The organism is Pseudoalteromonas sp. OF7H-1, assembly GCF_022347825.1.
Lineage (GTDB): Bacteria > Pseudomonadota > Gammaproteobacteria > Enterobacterales > Alteromonadaceae > Pseudoalteromonas > Pseudoalteromonas maricaloris.
The window spans coordinates 270780-296586 of record NZ_JAKRFX010000001.1 but is presented as its reverse complement, the minus strand read 5'-3'; the positions used below and the strand labels follow the sequence as shown (position 1 = coordinate 296586).

Genomic DNA, 25807 nt, shown 5'->3' with positions numbered 1-25807 from the left:
ATTTGAATAACAAGGAAAACTCGTGCATAAATCAGAACGTCTCTTTCAGTTAGTGGATCTGCTCAAGGGTCGACGATTAGCGGTTACCGCCAAGTCATTGGCCGATCACTTTACGGTATCTGAGCGTACGATTTATCGCGATATTCAGGACTTACAAAGTTCTGGCGTGCCAATTGAGGGGGAAGCAGGTGTCGGCTATATTATTGGTGACTACCCACTGCCCCCTATGATGTTTAGCTATGATGAACTCACCGCATTATTACTTGGCAGTAAAATGGTTGGAGCATGGACGGATCCCGAACTAAGCGCACATGCAAAAGCAGCTATTGCCAAAATAGAGGCCGTGCTACCCGCTCACCTCAAACAACAGCATGACCACTCCCCTTATTTGGTCTCGAGTTTTAAGCACGGACCGCAACAACAATCCTTTAGCGCTACACTTAGGCTCGCCATTGCGGCTAAGCGGTGTGTACAACTTGAATATCAAGACGTTGCAAAGCAACAAACCCAGCGTATCATCGAGCCACTCGGATTGGTTTATTGGGGTGGAAAGTGGACGCTGGTCGCATTTTGTCAGCTCCGCAGTGATTACCGTGAATTTCGCTTGGACCGTATCACCGCGATACATAAAAGTGAGCGGACCTTTACCGTACGTCCTGATAAAAACCTCAATCATTATGTTGAGTTAGTTAAAGCCAAATACGCCGAAGAAATTGCACAATACCAATGCCAAGCGCCTGATAAAAGTAGCAACTAATTCTAAGCTCACTGCCCGATTCATATTTTGTTACTAATACTTGCGCATCTAAAACCAACCTTTTCAAACTGCACCGCGACTAATTTTGTAAATCAGACTTATTCCTTCGAGGTGCTTATGAAAACCACAAAATCAATACTCATTATTTCGGTAACACTAGCTTTGAGTGCCTGCGTTGGCTACTCCAATGCCAATCCAACAGAGCCGCAAACGCAAGGCAGCTACCAGCTTATCGCTTACCAAGACTGTAACCCAATAATCAAACACACCATGGACGCCGAACAGGTGGCTGCATACAAAGCACTCAAAGCGGCAGAGCTTGATATGTCAGCTTCTGAGTTACCAATGAAAGATATTGAAGACAAGCTCGCACTGCTCAGCAAAGAAATGGAAGCCATTAGTAAAGAGGCGATACAAGAAGACGACGATCGACTTGTGATCAATAAAGCGCTACTGGCAAAACAAGAAGAAAAGGCCAAGCAAATTGAGGCAGTAATTGAAAGTCACGCCGCTAATTTTGATGCCATTGACGACTATGCCGAAAAAATCGAAGCCGCAGCAAATCGTTTTGATAAAGCTTTAAAACCCATAATTGGCGACTTAAAAGAGGTCAATATTAATATCATCGAACCCGGTGAAACCCCGAGTGCCCGTTGCATCGCTTCAAACTAAGCAAGTTGAACTGACTGAATGGAGGAAAATATTCCTCCAACTGTATTTGCTCATCACTTACCTTACCATGTAGACAAATTAGTATGGACTTTAGCTGACAGGCGGTTTTGAGCAAAATATGACTACTTCATTAAATGCTTTATGCGTATTAGTTCACATACAAAGTATGTTATGTTTGTTCATGCTAGCCTCAGCTGTTCAGTTATTTAACAAATTAATTATGGCTCCGCTTTGTATTAAGCGAACCCACGAAAAAGAGAAGACTAGCACAGTGTGGGAGTCATTATATCTATATATTTCGGAAGGTCGGCAGTGAATGATATTGAAAGGAATAAGTTAATCAAAACTAGCTGGGATTTGCATCGTTTGGTAGAAAATAGCTACCTTGGCAATCCCGCTACCAAAGGCGATGAAGAATGGCTAGAAAAACAGCGTATTCTATTAGCTGATATGGCTATTCATCTATTACAAACGGCTATTAAGCCAGGTAACATAGAGCTTGATAAATTAAAAAATAACCTGCACTCAATTCTAACAATCACAGATCAATTTTTACCCCACTCAGGACTTAAAGAAGCAACAGAGAAACTTTACGAGTAAACATATAACACATGTCCAAGTTAGTATTGCCATAGTTTGGTTTCCTGTAGTACTCATATTTTGCAGTTGACTATAGCGATAACAGCCGGTGTTATTTATTGCATTACTGATACTTTTGCATGTTGAGCAAATGACGGGACAATTTTGGTTTGTACTCTGCACCGTGTTTGTCGCAGCACGATATTGGCACAGCTACGAGCACGTACTAGGCAGTAACTTACGGTTAAGAACTCTAGCATTTGGATTAAGTAGCTTTTGCTTGTTTTTTGCCTGGTTTAGCTTCTTGTTCGATAGGATGTAAAAAGTCTCTGGTTAAAGGGATTTTACACTGGCTAAGTTACGTACAAGTTTGTTACATTAACTACAACAATAACCTTAGGTTTTGGTTGTGCTGCAGTCTAGGTTGAATGGCGTCAAAATACACAGCAACTTTAGTGGGAAGCTTACGCTCCTACTCGCTTTTATTTACGGCGCCGTATTTTTGTTTAGCCCCTCAATTTTTGCGCTTGATGACAATTGCTCGCTCACGACCGCTCACGGCGACTCAATTTTGCTTACTATCAATACCACGTCTTATAGCAAAATTGAACGCGGCAACAATACCGTCTCGGTAGCCTGCAATTTAAATGAAGACAGCGTTTTTTCATTTGTAGATGTTGGCCTTAATCACTATCAGTGGCGAGTCAACGCCCCTTTGCCCGTTAAGTTCTCACAGCCCGCATTTATCATTCCAAAAGGTAGGTACACAGCAACCTTAAGCTTAGACTCTATGCAAATTCATACGCCAAGATTTAGGCTGATGAGCATGGGGAAATTTATTTGGGAAAGTCAAAAAAGCAGCCTAGTCATGGGCGCATTTTATGGCCTTTGCTTTACCTTGATTTGCTATGTATTGATCATGGGTAGTCGCCTCAATGATCCTATATTTAGACTCTACGGCGCTTATATCTTCTGCCTTTGTGGATTTGTATTATTCCAAGAAGGACAATTAAATCTTTTTGTTTCATCTCAGTATAAACCATTACTCAAACACGCATATTTACTTAGTATTGGTCTCACTGTGGTTTCGGCAACCTGGTTTATGTTGAGTATCCTACTTGTTGACAAACAGTGGCCAAAACTCGTGTTGGTACTTAAAAGTGCCGCGGGTATCGTGATACTCCTGAGCATACTTAAAATTCCCACTCAACAAGCACAATTGTCCTACTTATTAAGCCAAATTATGGCCTATATAACCCTCGTTATTGTCGCCACTATCTTTGTGCTATCAGCTCTTCAAACCAAGCGTAAAATTGGCGAAGCAAGTTTGGTTTTTGCGGCTCTGAGCCTAGTATTAGTCGGTATGGTATTTCGCGTGCTGTTAGTGGGATATAGCCCATTTATGCAGCGCTATGCACTTATTTTTGCGTTTGCCATTGAGTCTTTACTGCTTGCCGTTGCGGTATCTAAACGCATTGGACGACTCAGACAGCAAAAGCAACAAGCTGAAAATGAAGCAAATTACGATCAATTGTGCGGCATTTTTAACCGTCGAGGCTGGTACAAACAAGCCAACGTGCTAGTCGAGCAATTTAATAAACGTGGTGGTGTTTTGGCATTATTTTACATTGACTTAGATAAGTTTAAGTTGATTAATGACCAATTTGGTCACGATGCTGGAGATAAGGCGCTTGCCCATGTTGCGACGTTTTTGTCATCAAGTATCAGAAAACAAGATATTGTAGGACGCCTAGGTGGCGATGAGTTTGCAGCGCTCTGCTTATTTGACGACACACAATCTGCAGAAGAAAAAGCACAACAGCTGCAACAACAACTCAATACCTTGCAATTTAGTCATGGAAAACAAGAGGTAGCAATTCAAGGTAGTGTCGGGCGAGCATTTTCCCAACACCCGATAACAGATATCAGCGACTTAATCGCACAAGCTGACAAGCAAATGTATCAGCAAAAAACCTTATCTTAAAGCTTAGGCTGCCTTAAGGTAAGGCTCTTGGCCTTTGTGCTTTACGCTCCGTTGATAACTACCTTTGCCTTTTTTGCTCTTTTCAACTTTCGCCTTAAACAACGGGCTGGTCACCAACGCTTTTAGTGCGTTGTCTTTAATTTCACCACGCTGATGAGCATGCTGAAGTTTGCTTTTTTTAGTCATGACTTACTCCAAATAAGAATCGTATCAATTGATAGTGTTGATGCATAATTTCCGACCATCAACAAGCGCGAATATTAACCTAAATGCTTTAAAGCGCAATGGCTTTTAGCAATAAATTTTCGTCTTTTTTGACTGCTATTTTAAAGTTAAGTTCATACCTACGCTCTATACTTAAATGCAGCCCTTTCAAGTCAAGCTAAACATTCGCGACAATGACCGATATCAAGATTGCAACCGGGATCAGCATACATTATCAGGACGAGGGTGCGCCTCACGCCCCCGTTATTATTTTGATAATGGGTCTTGGGGCACAAATGACGATTTGGCCAGATGAATTGTACTTTGGGCTAGTCAATAAAGGTTTTCGGGTGATCCGTTTTGATAATCGCGACACGGGATTATCGAGCCACTTGGACCATTTAGGTTCTCCGAGTGTGATAAAAACCATGCTGAGTAAAAAGCTTCCCATCCGCGCTTCTGTTCCCTATACCCTAGAAGATATGGCCGAAGATGTTGTCGCTTTGATGGCTGGACTTAAGATTAAACGCGCCCACCTTGTTGGTGCTTCTATGGGCGGGATGATTGCACAAATCGTTGCCGCTAAGCATAAAAAGAAAGTGGTAAGTTTGACCTCAATTATGTCAACCTCAGCGTATCCCAAGTTTACCGCAGCAAATGTAAAAGTCATGCTGCAACTGGCAAAAGCACGGCCAAAGTCAGACGGCCTCCAATCTGCCATTCAATACAATATAAAACTCAACCAGCTGATCGGCAGCCCAGCCTATCCTCAAGACGAATGGACGCTACATCAACAAGCCAAACACAGTATTGAACGCGCACATAACCCGCAAGGATTTAAGCGTCAGCTTGCGGCGATTGTCGCAAGCCAATGTCGCAAGCACACGCTGGCAAAGATCAAAACGCCTACACTTGTTATCCATGGTACAGACGACCCTATTTTTCCGGCGGCCGCTGGCCAGCAAACCGCCGCTACTATTCGCAAATCCAAACTAAAACTGGTCAATGGGATGGGTCATGACTTCCCTCCAATGCTCATGCAGAAGATTGCCAAATGGGTGGCAAAACACGTAACTAAAGCAGAGCGAAAGCGATTAAAAAAGAAACAGCGCAAACAAAATGCTGTCCAGGAGACTACAAATAAAAAAGTCCCGAAAAATCAATCAAACACGCCCCAACAAAACACAGTTCAAAATAAATAACATTTCCTAACATCACGCCCTGTAAAGCCTGATAGTGCTAGCCTTCGCATTGTAATTCAACCTAAATCAGGAACACCAATTCTATCCTTATCGTTAAATTAAAGTAAATTTCTATTTGACAAACGTACATAAAAGCAACAACAATTAAACCGTTCCAAATTCATTTGGACGCCAAAATAAAAATAGCCATGGATACAACATCAACAGATATCTACCCACAAAAAGTGGAACGATACAAAAGAGGTCAACATGAACATCATTATAGCTAAAACGCGATTCCAACATTCTTTTATAGCAGCCGCTTTAGTGAGCCTGGGCTTAAGCTCGGCGCACGCAAACAGCGATCTGACTACTGCCAATGCCGCTGCTATCAGCGCTTCAGGAGAAAACCAGCCCTATGAGGGCAAAGTCAACGCATTTGATAATAACCACTACAGCAAGTGGCTTACGTTTTCAGCTTCCGGTTGGATAAGTTATGCGTTTAACGAAGCGGTGAATTTAACAGCTTACACCCTCACTTCTGCGAACGATGCGCCACAAAGAGATCCCAAAAATTGGACGCTTCAAGGCTCTCAAGACGGTCAAGTGTGGTTCACTATAGATTCGCAAAACAATCAAAGTTTTGCTTCGAGACATCAAACTAAGCAGTTCAATGTCAGTATCAATCAAGCGTACCGCTTTGTGCGCTTAAATGTCACCGCAACGCAAGGTGACAATTTATTACAGCTTGCAGAAATCGAATTTATCGGTGCTCCGGCAAACGGTGGTACAACCTTGCCATTTAACCGAAGTGGTAGCGTTACCCCTGGCCAATGGGCGCATTTTGGGCCATTTACAAGCTCAGCTCCTATCACAGCAACCTTGACTGGCAGCGGTGATGCGGATCTATACCTAAAAGCAAATAGCCAACCGACCACCGCAAGTTATGACTGCCAAAGTATCAATGATGCCAGCTCCAACGAGCGCTGCGATATAAGCTCAAATGCGCCGGTTTATGTTTCTGTATACGGTTTCCAAAGCGCCAATTATGAATTAGCCGTCAGTAGCGATAGCACACCACCAAACGACACGTGGCAACGTCCGGAAGTAAACTTTGTTGATGTAAATCCTGAAACACAAGGCTCGGCATTATTTAAACGGATCATTCCAAACCCAGCTGCACACATGGCCGAACGCTGTGTAGATGTAGCAAAAGTGCTATACCGCGACGCCAGTGAATCCCAGCGTTTTAGAAAATTGCAGTTTGAGTTGAGAGCCAAAGATCATTGGGGTAAGGATTTCGTTGCCTATAAGATGGGACAAGACGGTTCGGGTGAGATGACTATCGTCGTTAGCACTGCGCACTTAGAGCGTATTTATCGCGATAATAATAACAACGATGCCGTGATCCGTGATGAAATCGACGGCATTTTATTCCACGAAGTCACCCATGGTTACAATAACTCGCCGCTGACTCATGACAGCTATGGTGATGGCAAGGCAAACTGGGCATACACCGAAGGTCTAGCTGATGCCGTGCGGATCGGTGCTGGTTTTCATAAGTCACGCTCACCAGATATCATCAACGCTAAACGCTGGCTTAGTGGCTACACCACAACTGGATTTTTCTTACATTACGTCAAACAACAGCACGACTCAGAGTTTATCTACAAGTTTAATAAAGCGGCGAAAGATATGGGCAATTATACTTGGTCATTTGATGCTGCATTTCAACACATCTTGGGCCGAAGTGTTGAAGATGTTTGGAACGAATATGTCGCCTTTATCCAAAATGGTGGACAGCTGGAGTATTAATTTTTAAATAGTAACTCCGCCACGTAAAAGGGTCTAACAAATTTCTCTGAGAAACTCCTCTATGAAACTCCTTTACGTGGTATTCGTTATTTTTGTAACGCCTGCTCGTGAGACATTGTTTTTAGTTTAATCGCGAGGCCACAGGAGAAGTAGATCTTCACCACTCCAACAATGATCAAATGAAAGTTTGGGTGGGAAAGCAAATCTAAGTCATAGATATAGGCTGCTTTTATTGGCGCGTCGCCATTCTCTATCATGGCGATTAGCCAATGATAGATTGCAATCCCCTCTTTGATAACCCCGAGCACTATCAAGGCTACACCCGTTAAAAACAACAAGCGACAATACCACAGCGCAGTTTCTAAACCCGGACAGCGTAAATTACGAAATGGAATAAATTTCATGTCAGTCCTTTATTTATCTTTTGATTGCTCGATTTTGATTAACTCAACGGTATGGTGCAACAAAGATAAATCCCCTTCTTTACCATGCCCAGGGACAACCATGTTTGCTTCCGGATATCGGCTCAATACATTGTGTATAGACGCTTGCCACTCATCAACCGAAGCATCCTCCAAGTTACCTAAATTTTTACTCATCACACTTTTCACAAAGCATCCTGCGAATAAAATCTTAGATTGTGGCAGCCACACGACAATATTATCTTTCGAGTGTCCTGCACCTGGGTAATAGGTTTCAACGACACCTGACTTTATCGCTGCTGAGGCTTGTGGCAAATTATGTGACGCGATTGCGCTGTGTTTTTGGGCTAATAGATGGTTAGTGTGGGCTGATGCATAGGTTGGGATCTGATGTTTATTTAATACCGCTAGGCCACCGCTTGCATCTTGATGATAATGCGTGACCACCGCTCCCTTAACATTGAGCTTGCGGTCTTCAGTCCATAAAAGCAGCGCTTCTGTGTCTTGCTCGGTCCAAGGTGTATCAACAATGTACGCATCATGACCGTCGACCACAACCAGCCCAGAGCCTGCCACTAACCCCCAAGGTTCAACGTGTAGCGAAGATTCATGTTTATAAACATGCTCTGCTATCGGCGTTACCACTAAAGTCGATGCTTCTGTTGCAACTGTCACGCAGGGTAACAAGAATAAGAAAGGAGCTAAAAACTTCATCTGAAGTTATTCGTGTTAATTAAAAGTGACGAAAGACTATCAAGTTCAAGAATATAAAGTCCAGCAATAAAAATGCGCGGCAATCTAAAATCGCCACGCAAATGGTTGGAGAAGTGTAAACTAACCTACCAACGCAAGCAAAATACCAGCTGCAACCGCACTGCCTAATACACCCGCTACATTGGGGCCCATCGCATGCATCAGTAAGAAATTATGTGGGTTACTTTCAAGGCCAACCTTATTGACCACACGCGCAGCCATCGGGACTGCGGATACCCCAGCAGCGCCAACTAACGGATTAATGGGGGTATCGCTAAATCTATTCATCGCTTTAGCCATTAGCACCCCAGCAGCTGTGCCAATTCCAAATGCCACAGCACCTAGCGCTAAAATCCCCAACGTCTCAACCGTTAAGAATTGATCAGCGGCCAGCTTTGAGCCCACCGCCAACCCGAGGAAAATAGTGGTGATATTAATCAACTCGTTTTGCGCCGTTTTACTCAAGCGGTCTACTACACCGCACTCTTTCATCAAGTTACCCAAGCAGAACATACCAACTAAAGGTGTCGCTGCAGGTAAAAACAGTATCGTTAGGCCCAGTACCGCCAGAGGAAAGAGGATTTTCTCGGTTTTTGATACATGGCGCAGCTGCGGCATCGCAATCTGACGCTCTTCTTGCGTCGTGAGTGCTTTCATGATTGGTGGTTGAATAATTGGCACTAACGCCATATACGAATAGGCTGCCACCGCAATTGCCCCTAGTAACTCTGGTGCAAGCTTAGACGCGAGGAATATCGCAGTTGGTCCATCTGCACCGCCAATAATAGCGATTGCTGAAGCGTCTTGCAGGGTAAATTCAAAGCCCGGAATATAGTTCAGCAAAATAGCCCCAAACAAAGTGGCAAAAATCCCAAACTGCGCCGCGGCACCAAGCAACAGCATCTTGGGGTTGGCTATCAGTGCACTAAAGTCCGTCATCGCGCCCACCCCCATAAAGATCAGCAAGGGGAATACTCCGCTGTCTATACCAATGTAATACACGTAGTACAAGAGCCCACCGGGATCGGCAAGCCCAGCAACAGGAATGTTCGTGAGTATGGCACCAAAGCCAATAGGCACTAATAGCAACGGCTCAAAGCCTTTGGCGATCGCAAGATACAAAAGTCCGCAGCCCACTGCCATCATGCAAAGTGCAGGCACGGTGAAGTTGGCAAGCCCTGTTGCTTGCCATAAATTAAGTAACCCTTCCATCACGACATCCTTATGCTAAAGACATGATGGCATCGCCAGCACTGACGGAATCGCCTTCAGAGACGAGTAGTTCTGCAACTTGACCACTGTGTGTTGCACGCACCTCGGTTTCCATTTTCATGGCTTCCATGATAAGTACTACATCGCCTTCTTGCACCTCATCTCCTGCGCGCACCATAAGCTTAAAGATGTTGCCGGCAAGTGGGGCATTCAAAGTTTCACTGGAGCTCACCGAAGTTGATTGCGGAATGAGCTCACTGTCTTTGACTTGTACTTCTTGTAACTCACCTCCCGGCGCAACCACTACATCGTATACTTTGCCATCCACTTTTACGCTGTAACGCTCAGTAGCTGATGACTTAGCTTTAGCAGGCGCCGCTGCAGCTTTTTGTTGTTGGCTTTCAACAAGCGTCGGTTTTGGCTCAAACGCATCTGGGTTGTTGCGGTTTTTCAGGAATTTAAGGCCAATCTGCGGGAATAATGCATAGGTAAGCACATCATCAATAACCTCGTCGGCTAAGGTAATTTGTTCCTCTTTTGCCGTCGCGACTAGTTCGCTTTGTAAACTATCCAGCTCAGGCTCAATTAAGTCAGCTGGACGGCAGGTAATAGGCTCTGCGCCTTCAAGCACTCGTTGTTGCAAAGCTTGGTCGACTTGCGCTGGTGTCGCTCCATATTCGCCTTTCAGCACGCCAGCTGTTTCTTTGGTTATAGACTTGTAACGCTCACCGGTAAGTACGTTTAATACCGCTTGCGTCCCGACTATCTGTGAGGTTGGTGTTACGAGCGGTAAGTAGCCAAGTTCTTTACGCACACTTGGAATTTCTTTTAGTACTGCGTCAAGCTTGTCACCTGCACCTTGCTCTCGCAGTTGATTTTCCATATTGGTTAACATGCCACCAGGCACTTGTGCAGATAGAATACGACCATCTACTCCTTTCAAGCTGCCCTCAAAAGCTGCATATTTCTTTCTTACTTCACGGAAATAGGCTGCGATCTCTTCTAGCTCTAGTAAATCAAGCCCTGTATCACGTTCCGTGCCTTCCACAATCGCCGCGATAGTTTCTGTTGCACTATGGCCATAGGTCATACTCATCGAAGATATCGCCGTATCGAGCATATCGATACCCGCATCTATGGCTTTTTGATAAGTTGCAGTACTGAGCCCTGTGGTTGCATGGCACTGCATTGCGATAGGAATAGAGACGGACGCTTTGAGCCCAGAGATTAACTTTTCAGCATCATAGGGTTTCAGTAATCCAGCCATGTCCTTGATACAAATGGAATGACAGCCTAAGTCTTCGAGCTGCTTAGCTTGCGTGAGCCACATTTCCAGCGTATGAACAGGGCTTACGGTGTACGAAATCGTGCCCTGCGCATGCGCGCCCACTTTGATGGCCGCTTTAATAGCCGTTTCTAAGTTGCGCACGTCGTTCATTGCATCGAATATTCTAAATACATCTACCCCGTTATGGTGGGCACGCTCAACAAACTTTTCGACAACATCATCTGCATAGTGACGATAGCCCAATAGATTCTGACCACGCAGTAGCATTTGCTGTTTGGTTTTTGGCATTGCAGCTTTCAGTGCACGGATCCGCTCCCATGGATCTTCGCCTAAATAGCGAATACACGAGTCGAAGGTTGCTCCCCCCCATGATTCAACAGACCAGTAGCCCATATTGTCGAGCTTCTCAGCGATAGGAAGCATATCTTCCAAGCGCATTCTGGTGGCGAGTAATGACTGATGCGCATCGCGCAGCACTAATTCGGTTAGCTTTAACTGTGACATGCAAAACCCCTATTAATTGTTTTTTCTGTAGGCTGCAACGGCAGCGCTAATGGCTGCAATATGTGCCTGTGGCACACCCTGTGACGATGTTGCTCTAGTTGTTTTTGATCTTGTGGTACTTGGCTCTACTTCTTTAAATTGAGCAGCAAAGTTGGCCAATAGTCGCATCGCAAAAATCAAAATGGACAGAAAAACAAAAACACCAACCATACCGGTCAGCATGAGATTTCCTGCTTGCAGTAGCTGCGATCCAATATCCATTTTTACCCCTTACTTGCTATTTGGTTTTCCTGCTCGATGTTAACGAACTGGTATAAACCTTCACTTTTTGTAGATATTTATTCACCTTATAACAAAAAATGTTCCACTGTAAAGCCCGCTGTAAATTGGTATTACCAAAACACTTAACTCACAAATAATCAGTGAGTTAGCAAGGAAAGCACTAATAAATGTGGAAAATTAACGTAATAAATATGAAAAATATTCAAAATAGCGCTAACTAATATTGAGTTCCTAATGAATATAGAAAGAATTTTTGATTGCGCAAGATAAATTGTAAATTGGACTGACCAAAAGGTAACGTTTACGTAAACGTCATGCTGTATAACACGTATTTCGCTGGATATAGTAAAAGGGAACTGCAAACAATTTATTCGCATTACAGCTTTTTCAATATAGATGGGTATAATAAGGGGAAATTTTTGCCACAACGAACGTCTATGCCCTCCCTTGAACAAAATGAAAATTTATCTTTTCAAAGCCAATTTAAGTTAGATAAAGCCTATTATCGAGAGTGTTTTGAAGAATCTGAAGCCAATGGGCTTGCTGTTAAACCGAAATATGGCTTGCTTGTACTGCTAATTACACTGGGGCTGTTTGCTATTTACGGTTTGCAGGAGCACTACGTCGGGAACTTTCTTATTCTATTGGCTGTAGTTGAATGCGTTGCTTTCTACTATCGCAAAGCTTGGTGGGTGATAAGACAGTCATATTCTCGCGCTGCCGGCAATATCGTCGAGGTTTCAATCTCTAAAATAGGTATTAACACCAAAGCGACACATGCCGAATTTTCTTACCCATTTGACGACTTAGATAAACTCGTTGAAACGAATAGAGGTTTTTTGGTGTTTCACCAAAACAAACCGAGCTATATCAGTAAATCTGGACTTAACGAAGGAGCGATTGCTTTTTTGTCTGAGCAAAGCCAGAAATAAGAAACCCCGCAGTGGCGGGGTTTTTTATGCCAGTCAAACCATGTTAACTAACATCGTAATTCAGTATTTGGTCAATTACATATTGCCCGGGCTAGATTTCTCAGCCTGAATTCGCATGTAAATTTCTTCACGGTGAACTGAAACATCTTTAGGCGCATTTACACCAATACGTACTTGGTTACCTTTAACACCTAGTACTGTTACAGTCACTTCATCACCAATCATCAGGGTTTCACCTACTCGACGAGTTAGTATTAGCATTCTCTTGCTCCTGTTATTCCAAAATTTAAAAGATTCCGCGTCAAATCCATTTTAAATAAAAGTTCCCAGAAAAGTAAGCAAAAACTTCTTTTACTCAGTACTTTCCAATTCGAATTTGGCATGTAAAGCCCGTACAGCTAGCTCTAAATATTTTTCTTCTACTAGTGCCGAGATTTTTATCTCTGATGTAGATACTAATAGAGTGTGAATATTTTCTTCGGCCAATGCCATAAAAAAGAGACCAGCAACACCTGAATGAGATTTCATCCCGATGCCAACCGCTGAGATTTTTGCCACGTTAGCATTAACCTCTACCGTTGCGCCACCTAAATTTTGTGCATGTTGCGCTAAAACTTCTTCCGCCAGAATACAATCATTTGCGTGCACAGTAAAAGCATAGTCTATTTTTTTCTCACTGTGGTTCAAATGGTTAATCATATCGACTTCGATATTATGCTCACCAAGAAGAGAAAGTATATTGGCAAGATTACTAGGTTTTGCATCTACATTGTTAACTAAGATAAGCGCTTCGTCTTTGACACTCGCTACCCCAGAGACCACTTTAGTGTTTTTCATCTTACCTTCCTCATAGCTAATTAAGGTGCCGTTATCAGGAGAAAACGAAGAAAGTACGCGCAGTGGTACATTATATCGACCGGCCGCTTCAACCGAACGGATCTGCAAAACTTTAGCGCCTACACTTGCCAGCTCCAACATCTCAGGAAAAGTAATATGTGATAGACGCCTTGCATTTGGCTCTATTCGTGGATCGGTAGTGTACACACCGTCGACATCAGTATATATCTGACATTCGTCTGCTTGCAAAGCCCCTGCGATTTCAACTGCTGAGGTATCTGTACCACCACGCCCCAACGTGGTGATATTGCCTTCTTCATCGCGTCCTTGAAATCCGGCAATAATGGTTATTCGGTTATGCTCAAGCTCTTGCTTTAAGCGGGTCGTGTCTATTTCTGTGATCCGCGCTTTAGAGAACATGTTATCGGTTTTAATACCAACCTGATCGGCAAGTAAGCTCACGGCAGAATGCCCACGCTTAATGATGGCCATCGCCAATAACGCGATAGAAACTTGTTCGCCGGTGGTGATCAACACATCTAGCTCACGAGAACTGGGACGAGCATCGATTTGTTGGGCAAGGGAAATGAGACGGTTTGTCTCGCCTGACATTGCAGACAACACGACCACCACTTGGTGGCCTTGTTGTTGCGTTTTGATAACGTGTTCAGCAACCGCCTCAATACGCTCTACCGAACCTACCGAGGTGCCGCCAAACTTTTGTACAATCAGCGCCACTTGCTGATTACTGCGTTACTTCATTTAACCAAGTTGGAACACTGTTTAGTGCTGCGTCTAGGTTTTCTGGTTGTGAACCACCAGCTTGCGCCATATCAGGACGACCGCCACCTTTACCACCGACTTGAGAAGCCATGTGATTAACTAGCTCACCTGCTTTTACCTGACCAACTAAGTCTTTCGTTACGCCAGCGATTAGGCTTACTTTATCGCCATTTGCTACACCTAGCGCAATGACACCTGAGCCAATCTTGTTCTTCAGATCATCGACCATGCCACGCAGTGCTTTAGACTCAGTTCCTGCAACGTTCGCTACGAGCAATTTAATCCCATTCACTTCCGTTACAGAGTCAAGTAGCGTTGCACCCGCGGCACTTGCTAGTTTGTCATTTAGTTGAGCAACTTGCTTTTCAAGGCCTTTTGACTTTTCAAGTAGCGCAGATACTTTTTCTAGCACTGATGAGGTATCACCCTTAACCAAAGCCGCAATTTCAGAAAGCACTTGCTCTTGCTCATTAACATAAGCGATAGCATCAGCACCTGTTACTGCTTCGATACGACGAACACCCGCTGCGATACCGCCTTCTGATACAATCTTGAAGAGACCAATATCACCAGCGCGCTTCACGTGTGTACCACCACAAAGCTCGATTGAGTACCCACCAATTGAAACGACTCGAACTTCATCATCGTACTTTTCACCAAAGAGCGCCATCGCTCCTTTGTCTTTGGCAGCATCGATATCCATCAACTCAGTTTGCAGAGCAAAGTTACGGCGGATCTCTGCGTTCACTGCATCTTCTACTTGCTGCAACTGTGCTTTAGTGACGCCTTCAAAGTGTGAAAAGTCGAAACGCAAACGATCTGGCAGTACCAATGAGCCCTTTTGAGTAACATGATCACCCAATAAATCACGCAGTGCTTTATGTACTAAGTGCGTTGCAGTGTGGTTTTTCTTCACTCGCTCGCGGCGCTCAGCATCAATACGTGCATCGGCTTTATCGTTAACACCAATGCGACCAACCACATGACCATAGTGTGCAAATGCATTACCTAACTTTTGTGTGTCAGTAACGACAAACTCGCCGTTAGCCACTTTTAGTACACCCGTATCACCAACTTGGCCGCCTGACTCAGCATAGAAAGGCGTGCGGTCAAGGATAACCACACCTTGTTCACCATCTTCTAAAGTATTGGTATGTTGACCTTCTTTAAAGATTTCAACCACAGTGCCGGTATAGTGCTCAGCGTCATAGCCTTTAAAGTCAGTGTTTTTATCAGACTTCAAGCGCTCGTTGTAATCTGCACCGAACTTGCCAGCCGCTTGCGCTTTTTTACGCTGCTCTTCCATGCATGCTTGGAAGCCGCGCTCGTCGATCGTCATAAAGCGCTCACGCGCCACATCTGCCGTTAAGTCTGCAGGGAAACCGTAAGTGTCATACAGTTTGAACACCAAATCGCCTGGAATAACGTCACCTTCAATACCAGCTAGGCTTTCCTCTAGAATAGTTAAACCACGGTCTAAGGTTTTACCAAACTGATCTTCTTCAATACGCAATACTTTTTCGATAATTGCTTGTTGCTTCACTAATTCAGGGTAAGCTTCACCCATTTGCTCAGCAAGTGCAGCAACTAACTTATAGAAGAATGCCCCTTTTGCACCGAGTTTATTACCGTGGCGAACTGCACGACGAATGATACGACGTAGCACGTAACCACGACCTTCATTCGATGGCATAACGCCGTCAGCAATAAGGAACGCACACGAACGAATGTGGTCAGCTACTACACGTAGTGATTTATCTTCTAAATCTTGAGCATCTGTTACTTTTGCAGCTGCTTTAATCAGCGCTTGGAACAGATCAATCTCATAGTTTGAGTGCACACCTTGCATAATTGCAGAGATACGCTCAAGGCCCATGCCAGTATCAACCGACTGCATTGGCAGCGGTTCCATTGTGCCGTCCGCATGACGGTTGTACTGCATAAATACTAAGTTCCAGATCTCAATGAAGCGATCACCGTCTTCTTCTGGTGAGCCCGGTGGTCCACCCCAAATGTGTTCGCCGTGGTCATAAAAGATTTCAGAGCAAGGACCACAAGGACCCGTGTCGCCCATTGACCAAAAGTTATCCGCCGTTGCAATACGGATGATCCTGTCTTCAGGAACACCAACTTGTTTTGACCAGATCTCAAATGCTTCGTCGTCTTCATGGTAAACCGTGACTAGTAGCTTTTCTTTTGGCAGCTTGATCACATCCGTAAGGAAACCCCAAGCAAACTTAATTGCGTCGGTTTTAAAATAGTCACCGAAGCTAAAGTTACCTAGCATTTCGAAGAAAGTATGGTGCCTTGCGGTATAACCTACGTTTTCAAGGTCGTTATGTTTACCACCAGCACGAACACAGCGCTGTGAACTGGTTGCTCGCGTATAAGGGCGTTTTTCCGCACCCAAGAAGGCATCTTTAAACTGCACCATACCAGCGTTGGTGAACAGTAAGGTGGCATCATTACCCGGAATTAACGAGCTTGAAGGCACCACTTGGTGCTGTTGTTTAGCAAAGAAATCTAAGAAGCTTTGCCTGATTTGTGCGGTAGTCATATGCTGCATGTGATCATTCACCCTTTATTTCTTCTTGCTCTGCTGCAGTCATTGCAGCTTCAATTGCAAAATCTATTTCATCAAAACTAAAGCCACGATAACTCATGTAACGTACGCGCTTAGTTTTTTCTTTATATTCTATCGGTTGTGCGCAAAGACCGTACTTTTTTTCATAGGTTTTTGCGGCTTGCATGTACCAATCAATTTCACGCTCAGCGATTAGCGTATGCAAAGTCTCTCGGCTCACACCCTTTTGCCCTGCATCCATTAATACACGCTTTTCTCCAAGTCCTTTTGCAATCTGGCGGTTTAAAAAGCTCTCTGCATAGCGGTTGTCATTAACGTAATCGAGCGACTTTAGCCAAGATACCAATTGCTCCGCGACTGCCGCTGTAGCCCCTTTTTGCAGTAGCTTTTGCGTCAATCCTAACTCAGAGTACTCTTGTCTCGACAATAACCAAACCGCATAGTTTTTTAGCTTTTTAACTTCTTGTTCGTCCATCAGGCGTCAAAGCGTCCTGAGTCAGACTGAGAGATGTTAGCATTTTCATCATTTTCCTTCTTTTCAACGATAATTGGCATAAACATCGCCTGAAAAGAAACAAAAAAGCCTATCATGGCGACTGGCATGATAATAATCGCCGGGATCATCGATAGCGGTATAGACGCGACGATAAGCGCTGCGACGACTAAGCCGTAAATACTCAGCGCAGCCATATTATGATAAAAAGCGGCAAGCGAGCACTTCATCGCGTGAAAAATACGTTTTTCACCTTGGAAAAAGACCTGAGGCACAACAAAAGCAAAGGCCATCATAATGACCGATTGTGCAATCACAAATACGGCAACTTCGGCAAAACTAATATTGCCCGCGATAAGTCCGATAAGTTCATTCGGATCGGTGTTTGGGCCAACACTCTCGAGTGCAGTCGCCACATCACTAAATAGCACACCGGCAACCATAGTCAGCAACAGTGCACCTGCCATTTGATAAATACCAACTCGGAACAAGTGTAATCGGCGGCCTTTCGCTGCAAAAGGCTCAAAAATGTCAGCCAACTTTATTGGTTTATTGATCTGTTTATTGATAACGGCAAGATAGAAGCCAGCGCTTAAAAAAGGACCAGACAAGGCTGCGATAATATGAAAAATAGGTGCGAACAGGGGTAATAGGCTTACTACCGCCATGAAAATGTACATCAGCATGAAAGTCATAGGCTGGGTTTTGAAAATTGCCCACCCGGCTTTTAGCCACTGCACGCCCATGCTTGCTTTGAATGTTCTAATTGGTGTCGACATAGTCCACTTAATTTAAGCTATAACGTCTTTGATTATACTGATTACCGCGTCGAGTGAAAAGGCATGAAAGGCGGATTTGTCAGCGCTTTTTAGCATATTTTAAACAAATACTGGCGGTAGACGTAACCTACTTGGACATCTTAAGTTTTAAGGGATTGGAAAGAGAATAGAATGTTTGATATGACAAGCCAACCGAAGCACTTACCTAGTCGGCTTGTTGTGATAAGCATATACGCTTAGGCTAATCCGCTTTTGATATCTTTTTGATATCCAGCATGTGGGCACCGTGTTGGATCTTCGTTTTTAGATACTGTTCATTACCAGAAACCCCTGCCTTAACGTGTGCCTGAGTGCCAACTACTTCATCGACGGTAATACCCGCATTTCTCAGCGCCTTTAGCTTTCTTGGATTATTCGTCATTAACTTAACGTGGTTTAATCCGAGCGCCTGAAGCATCAACACGGCATCAGAGAAATCTCTTAAGTCATCTTCAAAGCCGAGGTGGTTATTTGCCTCGTAGGTGTTCATCCCTTGTGATTGCAATACATAAGCATCGATTTTATTGTACAGGCCAATGCCACGACCTTCTTGGCGCAAATATAACAAAATGCCGCCTTGTTTATGCATCGCCTCGATACATTCATTTAACTGTTCGCCACAATCACAACGAGAAGAATGAAAGACATCGCCGGTTAAACACTCTGAGTGCATACGAATTAGGGGAATTTGCTGCTGACTGTCTGCGCTATTAAATACCAGCGCAACATGTTCTTGGCCGTCTTTTAGCCCTGAAAAAGAAACTATTTCTGCAGGGATATTACTATGCTGCCCTACATTCAGCCCGACTCTCGCTCTTACTTCTGCCACGTCTTAATCTTGCCTAATGTGATAATATAACAATATGCTACCATAAATGGGATATGGTGTCTCTAAGTTCATTATACAAGGGCAAGACGGACATCGCATTGGTAAATGTCAAAATTCGAACTAGGCTATATAAAAAGGAAAGCGAAAACATTTATAACTCATGCGCTCTGTTTTTATCTGCCTACTATTTTTAACCACATTCAGCTACGGCTCTGACATCGATTTCAGTGGCTTTGCTACGCTCAAGGCGGTTAAAACAGACTCCCATACTGCCAAAATCAGAGAGTCCATTTCACAACCGCACGGTGTAGAAAGAGATGAACTCGACTTTTCATTTTCATCTTTGGGCCTACAAGCCGAATGGCATGCTAGTGATAACTTGGAGCTTGTTGGACAGCTGCTGTTAAAAGAACAACATGATGACCGAGTGAAAAACGCTATTAAACTGGCATTTTTACGTTACCACTTAAACTCAAACTGGCAATTCCGGGCAGGACGTACCGGGTTAGATCTATTCTTAATGACTGAATATCGAGATATCGGCTACTCGATGGATATGGAACACCCTCCCGTTGAATTTTACTCTATTATCCCACATCAGAACTTGGATGGCGTTGACATGCAGTACCGCACGCCGCTTGATCAGGGCATCGCCAGTATCAAGGCATATTGGGGGCGCTCCGAGTCACCTATCTACAGCGATTATGAGTTTTTTTGGAATGTAGAACTTAAATCTATCTTGGGTGTAGCGGTACAGTACGAAACGTTAAATTGGCTGTTTAGAGCCAACTATACAACAACACAAGCAGCTAATGAACACGAGCAGCAAAAGCAATTACGCGATGCACTCACGCAAGTTCCCCTACAAGTTTGGCCAACCAAAAATGAGCTTATCGATTCTCTTTATATCATCGACAAGCGCTTCACCTACAGCGCAGTCAGTATGAGATACGATGACTCAAATTGGCTACTACAGAGTGAAATATCGCTGACGGATTCCAACTCCAGCGTGCTCAACCACTTAAAAGCAGGCTACATCACTCTGGGCAAGCGCTTTGATTTAAATACCTTGTCTTTCACCTACTCAGTTGCCAAGTCCGATAATGAGCCAAGTGTAGAGCCTGGTCCACTCGTCCCATTACCTGAATTAATGCAAATTTACGAGGCGGCTTCCATGCACTCTGGTTTTTATCAACTGGATCAGCATAGCACTTCCCTAACGTGGCGACGTGAATTGAGCCCAACATTAGCGCTAAAGTTCAATTGGAAACATACCTCTGCTGACCATTTGCCCAGCGCTTTCTACCTTCACAATACAGAGCAATTTAGTGATCCTGACCTTTCCTTCAACACCTTTACGCTTAGTTTTAATTGGGTGTTCTGATGAATAGGTTACTTATTGCTGTTTTCTTCCTTGTTTCTTACCCAATTTCAGCAACAGCCGATATTGCCGTCATCGTTAACAAAGACAACCCCATCGAGTCGATATCGCAGCGCCAACTGATAGACATGTACATGGGAAAATACGTTGCTTTTCCCAACGGCGATATGGCCGTGACCTATGACTACGAAAAATCACACCCTTTAAGAGGCCCTTTTTTTCTGGCACTGACAGGACGTAATGAAAGCCAAATCAACGCCTATTGGTCAAGAATAAAATTCAGCGGCAAAGTTTCTCCCCCTCAGTCATTTTCCTCACCGTCGACTATACTTGAAAATATCAGAAATACGCCAAATGCAATCGGCTATGTTCCAGCAGACTTTGTGACCGGTGATGTGAAGGTAATTTACCAAATCGATGACTAAATATGGGCTGATCGTGCGACTAGCACTCGTGCTTGTTGTCTCGACTTTAATTTTTTCAATGCTTTACGCTAAGTTATATCACGACCATATTGTTGAGCGTGAACTTCGGCGCTCTAATACTATTATCGGGCAAATTGGCCAAACCGTGTCATCTTCTTCCTCTATTGCAACTTATCTCAATGACAAAGACCTTGCTGTAGAAGTTATTAATGGCCTAGTCAGTAACGACGTTATCTCTTCTGCCGCAATCAAAAGTGAAGAAAAGTGGCTCGCTCAAAGCGTAGGATTTAAGCCGCAAAATGCTACCATTATTAAGCTTAATCATCCGTTTTTATTGAGTGAAATCGTTGGTGAGATCTATATTCAACCAAATTCCATTTTTATCGAGCAAAGTGCTAGAGATATCGCTCGTTCAAGCGTTCAAACTTTGTTGGTCGTCATCATCCCTATCTTAATCATCTTTACCGTTGTTACACACTTCATAGTGACGAAACCCCTAAGTAACTTAAGTAGTCAAATTGCTAAGGTTATTCCCGGAGCACCATTGGATTTAGTCGTGCCTAAAGGACATGAATCAAGTGAAATCGGTGATATTGCGAGCAATACCAATCAACTTATTGCAAAAACCGCTTCTATGTTCGAGCAAGAACGGCAACTACGAGCTGACATCGAAATCCTTGAGAAGCGCTTTAGACTCATGTTTGAGCGCTCATCTTCTCCCACTCTACTGGTAAAAGACAAAGGTGAAGTGATATTAGCTAATGATGCCGCTTGTGATTTGCTGGCAGGTATGGCAATTGACCTTGATGAATATTTTCCCGAAAGCTTCGGTCGCTACTGCAAAACTCCGGATATTCTCTACACCTTTACGGAGCATACCTTGGAGCTTAACCAGCCAACTCAATCAGAGTTTGAGTTTATTAACCCTATGACCGAACAACCTGTTTGGCTGAGTGTCATCATGCTGAGAGTGGAAAGCAGCGGACAATTCTATTTACAGGTGTTTTTATCAGATATCACGCTGAGAAAAACCGTGTTTCAAGAACTCAATAAAAAGGCTAACCGCGATAAGCTAACAGGCCTCTATAATCGCCATGGTACTGAGATCAAGATCAACGAGTGGTTAGATACCGAAACTCCGTTTAGCTTATTTATTATTGATTTAGATGAGTTTAAACCAATCAATGATATTTATGGCCATAACGCCGGCGACGCTATGTTAAAGCATATCGCCACTCAAATTAGTACTCAGGTTAGAGAACAAGATGTGGTTTGTCGCTGGGGAGGTGATGAGTTTTTAATTGCCTTGCACTGCGCTAAAAATGAAAAGTTGCAGCGCATCGCTGAAAACCTGCTAGAGGCGATAAACACCGAGATGATTTGGCAAACGCCAGAGGGGAAATCACTGCCACTGCGAGTTGGCGCGAGCATAGGTATTGCAAGCTATCCAAGAGACGCGGTTGAGCTAAGCCAATTAATTGAGTGTGCTGATGTCGCTATGTATACGGTAAAAAAAGACAAGAAAAACGCCTTTCAATTTTACTCGTTAAGCGCTTAGTCCTACCGCTCAAGTTATACCAATTCGCTTAATTAAGTGATCTATTTTGAAGCGAGAGAATCTTGTCGATAACTAGGCGAAAATTTTGCTATTTAGTTATTCTAAACGAGAAATTTTTAACGCTGTTAGCGTCAGATTTACTCCTTCAAATTGAGCAAGTATTAAGACTAATTGGTATTAGTGTGTACCGATGTACGACAGTCCACCAGCACACCTAACTTGCCTTTATCTACTGAAAGTGACTTATCTGCTGCATTGCCTCTTGAATATATTCAAAGTTTGGCTCTTGCTCTGATGGCCTGTTAGTTTCATCGAGCGTCTCGTAAGTTCCCATGGGCGAGACTTCAATAATTTGTTGCTTACTCACAACCGCATATTTGTTGTAGCTACTAAGTAGTAACCAATTTCTCTCTTTAACGGGCCCGGTTAGGTTATAACCCGTACTATACTCTTCAGGTGTGTTTTTAATCCCTAAGTACTCATTCATCAACGTCGGAGCCAGGTCTAAGTGACTGGTTATCACATTTGAGGCTTGCCAATGCTGCCACTTTTCGCTTTTTGGTCCAACAACAATAAATGGCACCTTTATCTGCGGCTCAGTAAAATTACTATTATGTCCCCAGTAATTAAGCTTGTTGTCATTCAGCTCTTCACCATGATCTGACGTGATAATCACCAGTGTATTCTCTATATCAAGCTGCGCTAATACCGATTCAGCAAGACTATCTACAAAGTGTGTACTGGTAAGATAACGATTTAAAATTGGTTCTCTATCATAATCGTTGTCCAATAACATATGGTTAATGGGACCGTGCATTGGCTCAAACCCGGCATGGTAACCCTCAGGAACTGCGTAGCCATGGATTGCATCATAAAAGAGAAAACTGAAAGACGGCTGGTTTGGATCTTTATTAGCATACCATTTAGCCCAATTTTTGGTGATCTGCTCATCCCTAGCTAAAACGTCATCACCTTCAGTATGTGTTTTCAAGCCTATAATGTTGGCAAAGACTGTTTCATTGAACTCAGGGCGAACAAGCTGAGCAGAAGAGAATATTCCAAGTTGGTAGTTCAACTCCCGCATTCTGTCCATCAATAACGGCGTAACACGATTGTTGTAAATGTCCTGCCAAGCGGTGCCTGGCAAGCCATAAAATAACCCGGTTATCCCTGTACGTGTAGAATTTCCAGTAGAGAAGTGTTGATTGAAGACCACTCCCTGTTGTGAGAATCGCCAAATATTGGGAGTCACTTGCGCTGTAAAAGCATCATACCGCCATGAGTCCAGCACCACAAAAACAATATCAAGAGGCTTCTTAACTGGCTCTACTTCAATAGGTTGTAAAGGATAGTTAAATTGTCCTTGTGTTAAAGACATGGATTTCTGCTGCGCCAATGCAGCTTCATCTAGCAAATCATATCTACGCAAAAAGGAGTTTGCTGTTGCGGGTTTGTAGAGGGGTAAGTACTTACTGAACCCTGTGATCGGTTGATATACCGTCGCACTTGCCCAAGCATGAATAGTATTGCTCGCCAACAGCGCAAAAATGGTTACGCTGGTAAACTTTCGACCAAAACGCAGCTGCATTACGGCTCGGGCTTTACTTAACCACGTTGACAGGTAAAACTGGAAAACAAATATCATAACAAAAATGGCTATCGCTTGAGCCCATGCAATTGGCGAGAGCTCAATAACTTGGCCTGCAAGCAGCATATCGACAATAACACCGTTAATATGAAACTTGTAAAGCTCAAAGCACAAGCTATTTGCAATAAGTGCTACGAAAAACAATGCATAAAATAAAGCAAAGCATACGGATCTCACTTTATTTGACTGTAACCATACTAAAGGCATAGCGACAATACTCACTAATGCTGTGAGTAAAGCCATATGGCTCCACGTTGATACGGAAACGTAAAATAATGTCAGTCCTTGATAATCGGCAGGGTTGGTATTTACAACGTTTATGGTAATTAAGATTGAGCAAAGAGAGTTGATAAGAACCAACCAGCCGAACTGGTGAAACTGATGACGCAATAGCACAGTTCAAATTGTTCCTTTAATAGAAAATTCGACTGTTATATTACCGTTCTGACACATTAGTGTCACATTAAAAATTGTGAAAAAGTTTAACGCCGAATCAAGCCGCTTTGTTAGTACTGTTTCAACATCGTTTCTTTATAGTTTTCTGCTTTTATTTCAACTTGATATTTGCTAGCCAGTGAATCCAGCTCCGCTTGCCACATCGCCAAATCATCCATCGTTATGGTATTGTCATCCAATTGCCATAGCTGACGAGATCCCGCATAGCTATACTGAATCGCCGTCATCGCGTCCACATCCCCCTGCTGCGCAGCCTGTTTTAACTTCGCCATTTTACGAGTGATTTTGTTCAGTGATTGCTTTAAGTCCCACACATAACTTACTTCGGTCATAAAGGGGTGCGCTTTATGCTTTTTGAGCACGAGCCCAATAACGATGCAGGTCACGACTACACCAGTTAAATTCCAATGAAAATGGCTACCATCTACATCAGGAAATAATTGGATCAATAACTGAGCAACCCCTAAACTACCGATTGTTAGCGCTGCAACGCAAGCAATGATAACTTGATTTAGATGTTTGCGATAACGCGCCTTGTTGATCTCAACTAACTTCATAACAACCTATGATCACGAAAAATTAAATAATGTACTCTGCTCCTCGTGCATTGTAATCCAAGGCCTGTGACCAAACCAAGATACATATCAAAAAAATCTAAAAACTTTCACCCCGTTTCCGTTACCCAAACGTTCTATTTACGAGAACAACATAACGGGGATAAAATCATGACGACATTAGCCACTCTTCAACAGCCTAATTCAGCAATTCCAAAACTCGCACTATCGCTTGTTGGCGCAGTTATTATTACTTTTGCCACCTTTGGCTTTATGCAAAACTTGGTTTCTCAAGAACTCACTCGCCCCATTATCGACATAGAAGTATTTGATCTTACTATTGCAGCGGATAGAGAGGACTCTCCAGTCGAAGAAAAAAGGATAATGCCAGAACCACCAAAACCAATAACGGCCCCGATTAGACCTACTGAAAATATCGTTGATACAGGAGAGAATCTACAAATTAGTAGCGAGACACCTAGCTTAGATTTAGGTAAGTTTACTAACACAATGACGCTGCAATTCTCCACCGATGGGCAAGCGACTCCACTTGTTAGAAGCAACCCTAACTATCCACCTGCGGCTGCGAGAGATGGAGTGGAAGGCTGGGTAGAAATGGAGTTTGCCATTTCTCCACAAGGCGAAGTGATTGATGTTAAAGTGACGAATGCGGAACCTAAAAGAGTATTTGATCAGGCTGCTGTCAGAGCACTAAGGAAATGGAAATATAGACCACTTATTGTTGATGGAAAACCGCAACCGCAATACGCTCAGCGCGTTGTATTAGAGTTTACACTGGAACAGTAACAGCCATTGATATGTAATCAATTTGAGTCGCTGAGTCACGAAGTAAACT

26 protein-coding genes are annotated in these 25807 nt (G+C 43.5%); 12 read left to right on the top strand and 14 right to left on the bottom strand.

Annotated features, from left to right (window positions below):
* Window positions 1-22 precede the first annotated feature (22 nt).
* The 5 genes from MHN30_RS01380 (at window position 23) to MHN30_RS01360 (ending at window position 3992) form a co-directional block, all read left to right on the top strand.
* Window positions 23-757: a YafY family protein gene (locus tag MHN30_RS01380; protein ID WP_239357274.1), complete on the top strand. Its 735-nt coding sequence runs from the start codon at window positions 23-25 to the stop codon at window positions 755-757.
* Window positions 758-874: 117 nt separating this feature from the next.
* Window positions 875-1429 carry a hypothetical protein gene (locus tag MHN30_RS01375; RefSeq protein ID WP_239357271.1) on the top strand — a complete coding sequence of 185 codons (555 nt, stop codon included), beginning with the start codon at window positions 875-877 and terminating at the stop codon, window positions 1427-1429.
* Between the two features lie 312 nt (window positions 1430-1741).
* Window positions 1742-2029 (top strand): hypothetical protein, encoded by a 288-nt coding sequence (locus tag MHN30_RS01370; protein WP_130163612.1) that lies wholly within the window; start codon window positions 1742-1744, stop codon window positions 2027-2029.
* Between the two features lie 88 nt (window positions 2030-2117).
* A complete protein-coding gene (locus tag MHN30_RS01365) occupies window positions 2118-2330 on the top strand; it encodes an MAPEG family protein (RefSeq protein WP_338139169.1) in 213 nt (70 codons plus the stop codon).
* An 87-nt stretch (window positions 2331-2417) separates the two neighbouring features.
* Window positions 2418-3992, top strand: a complete 1575-nt coding sequence (locus MHN30_RS01360) for a diguanylate cyclase (protein ID WP_239357256.1) — start codon at window positions 2418-2420, stop codon at window positions 3990-3992.
* Window positions 3993-3995: 3 nt separating this feature from the next.
* Here the strand turns inward: MHN30_RS01360 and MHN30_RS01355 are convergent, their stop codons facing one another.
* A complete protein-coding gene (locus MHN30_RS01355) occupies window positions 3996-4178 on the bottom strand; it encodes a ribosome alternative rescue factor ArfA (RefSeq protein WP_010606219.1) in 183 nt (60 codons plus the stop codon).
* A 212-nt stretch (window positions 4179-4390) separates the two neighbouring features.
* Here MHN30_RS01355 and MHN30_RS01350 point away from each other — a divergent pair, with 212 nt between their 5' ends.
* Entirely contained in the window at window positions 4391-5398 is a 1008-nt protein-coding gene (locus tag MHN30_RS01350) for an alpha/beta hydrolase (RefSeq protein ID WP_239357246.1), read from the top strand.
* Between the two features lie 249 nt (window positions 5399-5647).
* Window positions 5648-7192 carry a basic secretory protein-like protein gene (locus MHN30_RS01345; protein WP_239357244.1) on the top strand — a complete coding sequence of 515 codons (1545 nt, stop codon included), beginning with the start codon at window positions 5648-5650 and terminating at the stop codon, window positions 7190-7192.
* An 86-nt stretch (window positions 7193-7278) separates the two neighbouring features.
* Here MHN30_RS01345 and MHN30_RS01340 read toward each other — a convergent pair whose 3' ends face one another.
* The 5 genes from MHN30_RS01340 to MHN30_RS01320 all read right to left on the bottom strand — a co-directional run bounded on the left by MHN30_RS01340 (window position 7279) and on the right by MHN30_RS01320 (window position 11632).
* On the bottom strand, window positions 7279-7596 hold the full coding sequence (locus MHN30_RS01340) for a hypothetical protein (protein WP_010606216.1): 318 nt from the start codon (window positions 7594-7596) through the stop codon (window positions 7279-7281).
* Between the two features lie 9 nt (window positions 7597-7605).
* Window positions 7606-8328: a subclass B1 metallo-beta-lactamase gene (bla, locus tag MHN30_RS01335; RefSeq protein ID WP_239357232.1), complete on the bottom strand. Its 723-nt coding sequence runs from the start codon at window positions 8326-8328 to the stop codon at window positions 7606-7608.
* 120 nt (window positions 8329-8448) lie between these two features.
* Window positions 8449-9579, bottom strand: coding sequence for a sodium ion-translocating decarboxylase subunit beta (locus MHN30_RS01330; RefSeq protein WP_069018957.1), 1131 nt, complete (start codon window positions 9577-9579; stop codon window positions 8449-8451).
* Between the two features lie 10 nt (window positions 9580-9589).
* Window positions 9590-11371 carry a sodium-extruding oxaloacetate decarboxylase subunit alpha gene (gene oadA, locus MHN30_RS01325; protein WP_239357230.1) on the bottom strand — a complete coding sequence of 594 codons (1782 nt, stop codon included), beginning with the start codon at window positions 11369-11371 and terminating at the stop codon, window positions 9590-9592.
* A 12-nt stretch (window positions 11372-11383) separates the two neighbouring features.
* On the bottom strand, window positions 11384-11632 hold the full coding sequence (locus tag MHN30_RS01320) for an OadG family transporter subunit (protein WP_010375931.1): 249 nt from the start codon (window positions 11630-11632) through the stop codon (window positions 11384-11386).
* 440 nt (window positions 11633-12072) lie between these two features.
* Here MHN30_RS01320 and MHN30_RS01315 point away from each other — a divergent pair, with 440 nt between their 5' ends.
* Window positions 12073-12585: a YcxB family protein gene (locus MHN30_RS01315; protein ID WP_223193675.1), complete on the top strand. Its 513-nt coding sequence runs from the start codon at window positions 12073-12075 to the stop codon at window positions 12583-12585.
* A 75-nt stretch (window positions 12586-12660) separates the two neighbouring features.
* Here the strand turns inward: MHN30_RS01315 and csrA are convergent, their stop codons facing one another.
* The 6 genes from csrA to ribA all read right to left on the bottom strand — a co-directional run bounded on the left by csrA (window position 12661) and on the right by ribA (window position 18929).
* Window positions 12661-12846, bottom strand: a complete 186-nt coding sequence (csrA, locus tag MHN30_RS01310) for a carbon storage regulator CsrA (RefSeq protein ID WP_010375935.1) — start codon at window positions 12844-12846, stop codon at window positions 12661-12663.
* 90 nt (window positions 12847-12936) lie between these two features.
* Window positions 12937-14160: an aspartate kinase gene (locus MHN30_RS01305; protein WP_130163605.1), complete on the bottom strand. Its 1224-nt coding sequence runs from the start codon at window positions 14158-14160 to the stop codon at window positions 12937-12939.
* 7 nt (window positions 14161-14167) lie between these two features.
* Window positions 14168-16771: an alanine--tRNA ligase gene (alaS, locus tag MHN30_RS01300; protein WP_239357228.1), complete on the bottom strand. Its 2604-nt coding sequence runs from the start codon at window positions 16769-16771 to the stop codon at window positions 14168-14170.
* 4 nt (window positions 16772-16775) lie between these two features.
* Window positions 16776-17264 (bottom strand): regulatory protein RecX, encoded by a 489-nt coding sequence (locus tag MHN30_RS01295; protein ID WP_039493582.1) that lies wholly within the window; start codon window positions 17262-17264, stop codon window positions 16776-16778.
* Window positions 17264-18061: a BPSS1780 family membrane protein gene (locus MHN30_RS01290; RefSeq protein WP_069018961.1), complete on the bottom strand. Its 798-nt coding sequence runs from the start codon at window positions 18059-18061 to the stop codon at window positions 17264-17266. The genes MHN30_RS01295 and MHN30_RS01290 overlap by 1 nt, the downstream gene beginning before the upstream one ends.
* Window positions 18062-18302: 241 nt before the next feature.
* Window positions 18303-18929 (bottom strand): GTP cyclohydrolase II, encoded by a 627-nt coding sequence (gene ribA / locus MHN30_RS01285; RefSeq protein WP_010606207.1) that lies wholly within the window; start codon window positions 18927-18929, stop codon window positions 18303-18305.
* A 160-nt stretch (window positions 18930-19089) separates the two neighbouring features.
* On the opposite strand from ribA, the gene MHN30_RS01280 reads away from it, so the two are divergent.
* From MHN30_RS01280 to MHN30_RS01270, 3 genes are read left to right on the top strand one after another with little or no spacing between them, the layout of a single operon-like run.
* Window positions 19090-20313: a hypothetical protein gene (locus tag MHN30_RS01280; protein WP_130163604.1), complete on the top strand. Its 1224-nt coding sequence runs from the start codon at window positions 19090-19092 to the stop codon at window positions 20311-20313.
* A complete protein-coding gene (locus MHN30_RS01275; protein WP_069018962.1) occupies window positions 20313-20735 on the top strand; it encodes a hypothetical protein in 423 nt (140 codons plus the stop codon). Before MHN30_RS01280 ends, MHN30_RS01275 begins: the two co-directional genes overlap by 1 nt.
* Before the next feature lie 13 nt (window positions 20736-20748).
* The gene (locus tag MHN30_RS01270) at window positions 20749-22293 is read left to right on the top strand and encodes a sensor domain-containing diguanylate cyclase (RefSeq protein ID WP_239357226.1); all 1545 of its coding nucleotides are present in this window, start codon (window positions 20749-20751) and stop codon (window positions 22291-22293) included.
* Window positions 22294-22522: 229 nt separating this feature from the next.
* Here MHN30_RS01270 and MHN30_RS01265 read toward each other — a convergent pair whose 3' ends face one another.
* Both MHN30_RS01265 and MHN30_RS01260 read right to left on the bottom strand, forming a co-directional pair.
* Window positions 22523-24337 carry a DUF3413 domain-containing protein gene (locus tag MHN30_RS01265; RefSeq protein WP_239357218.1) on the bottom strand — a complete coding sequence of 605 codons (1815 nt, stop codon included), beginning with the start codon at window positions 24335-24337 and terminating at the stop codon, window positions 22523-22525.
* Between the two features lie 110 nt (window positions 24338-24447).
* Window positions 24448-24954 carry a DUF3087 domain-containing protein gene (locus MHN30_RS01260; RefSeq protein ID WP_017216312.1) on the bottom strand — a complete coding sequence of 169 codons (507 nt, stop codon included), beginning with the start codon at window positions 24952-24954 and terminating at the stop codon, window positions 24448-24450.
* A gap of 168 nt (window positions 24955-25122) precedes the next feature.
* Here MHN30_RS01260 and MHN30_RS01255 point away from each other — a divergent pair, with 168 nt between their 5' ends.
* On the top strand, window positions 25123-25758 hold the full coding sequence (locus MHN30_RS01255) for an energy transducer TonB (protein ID WP_239357216.1): 636 nt from the start codon (window positions 25123-25125) through the stop codon (window positions 25756-25758).
* The last annotated feature ends 49 nt before the right edge of the window (window positions 25759-25807 follow it).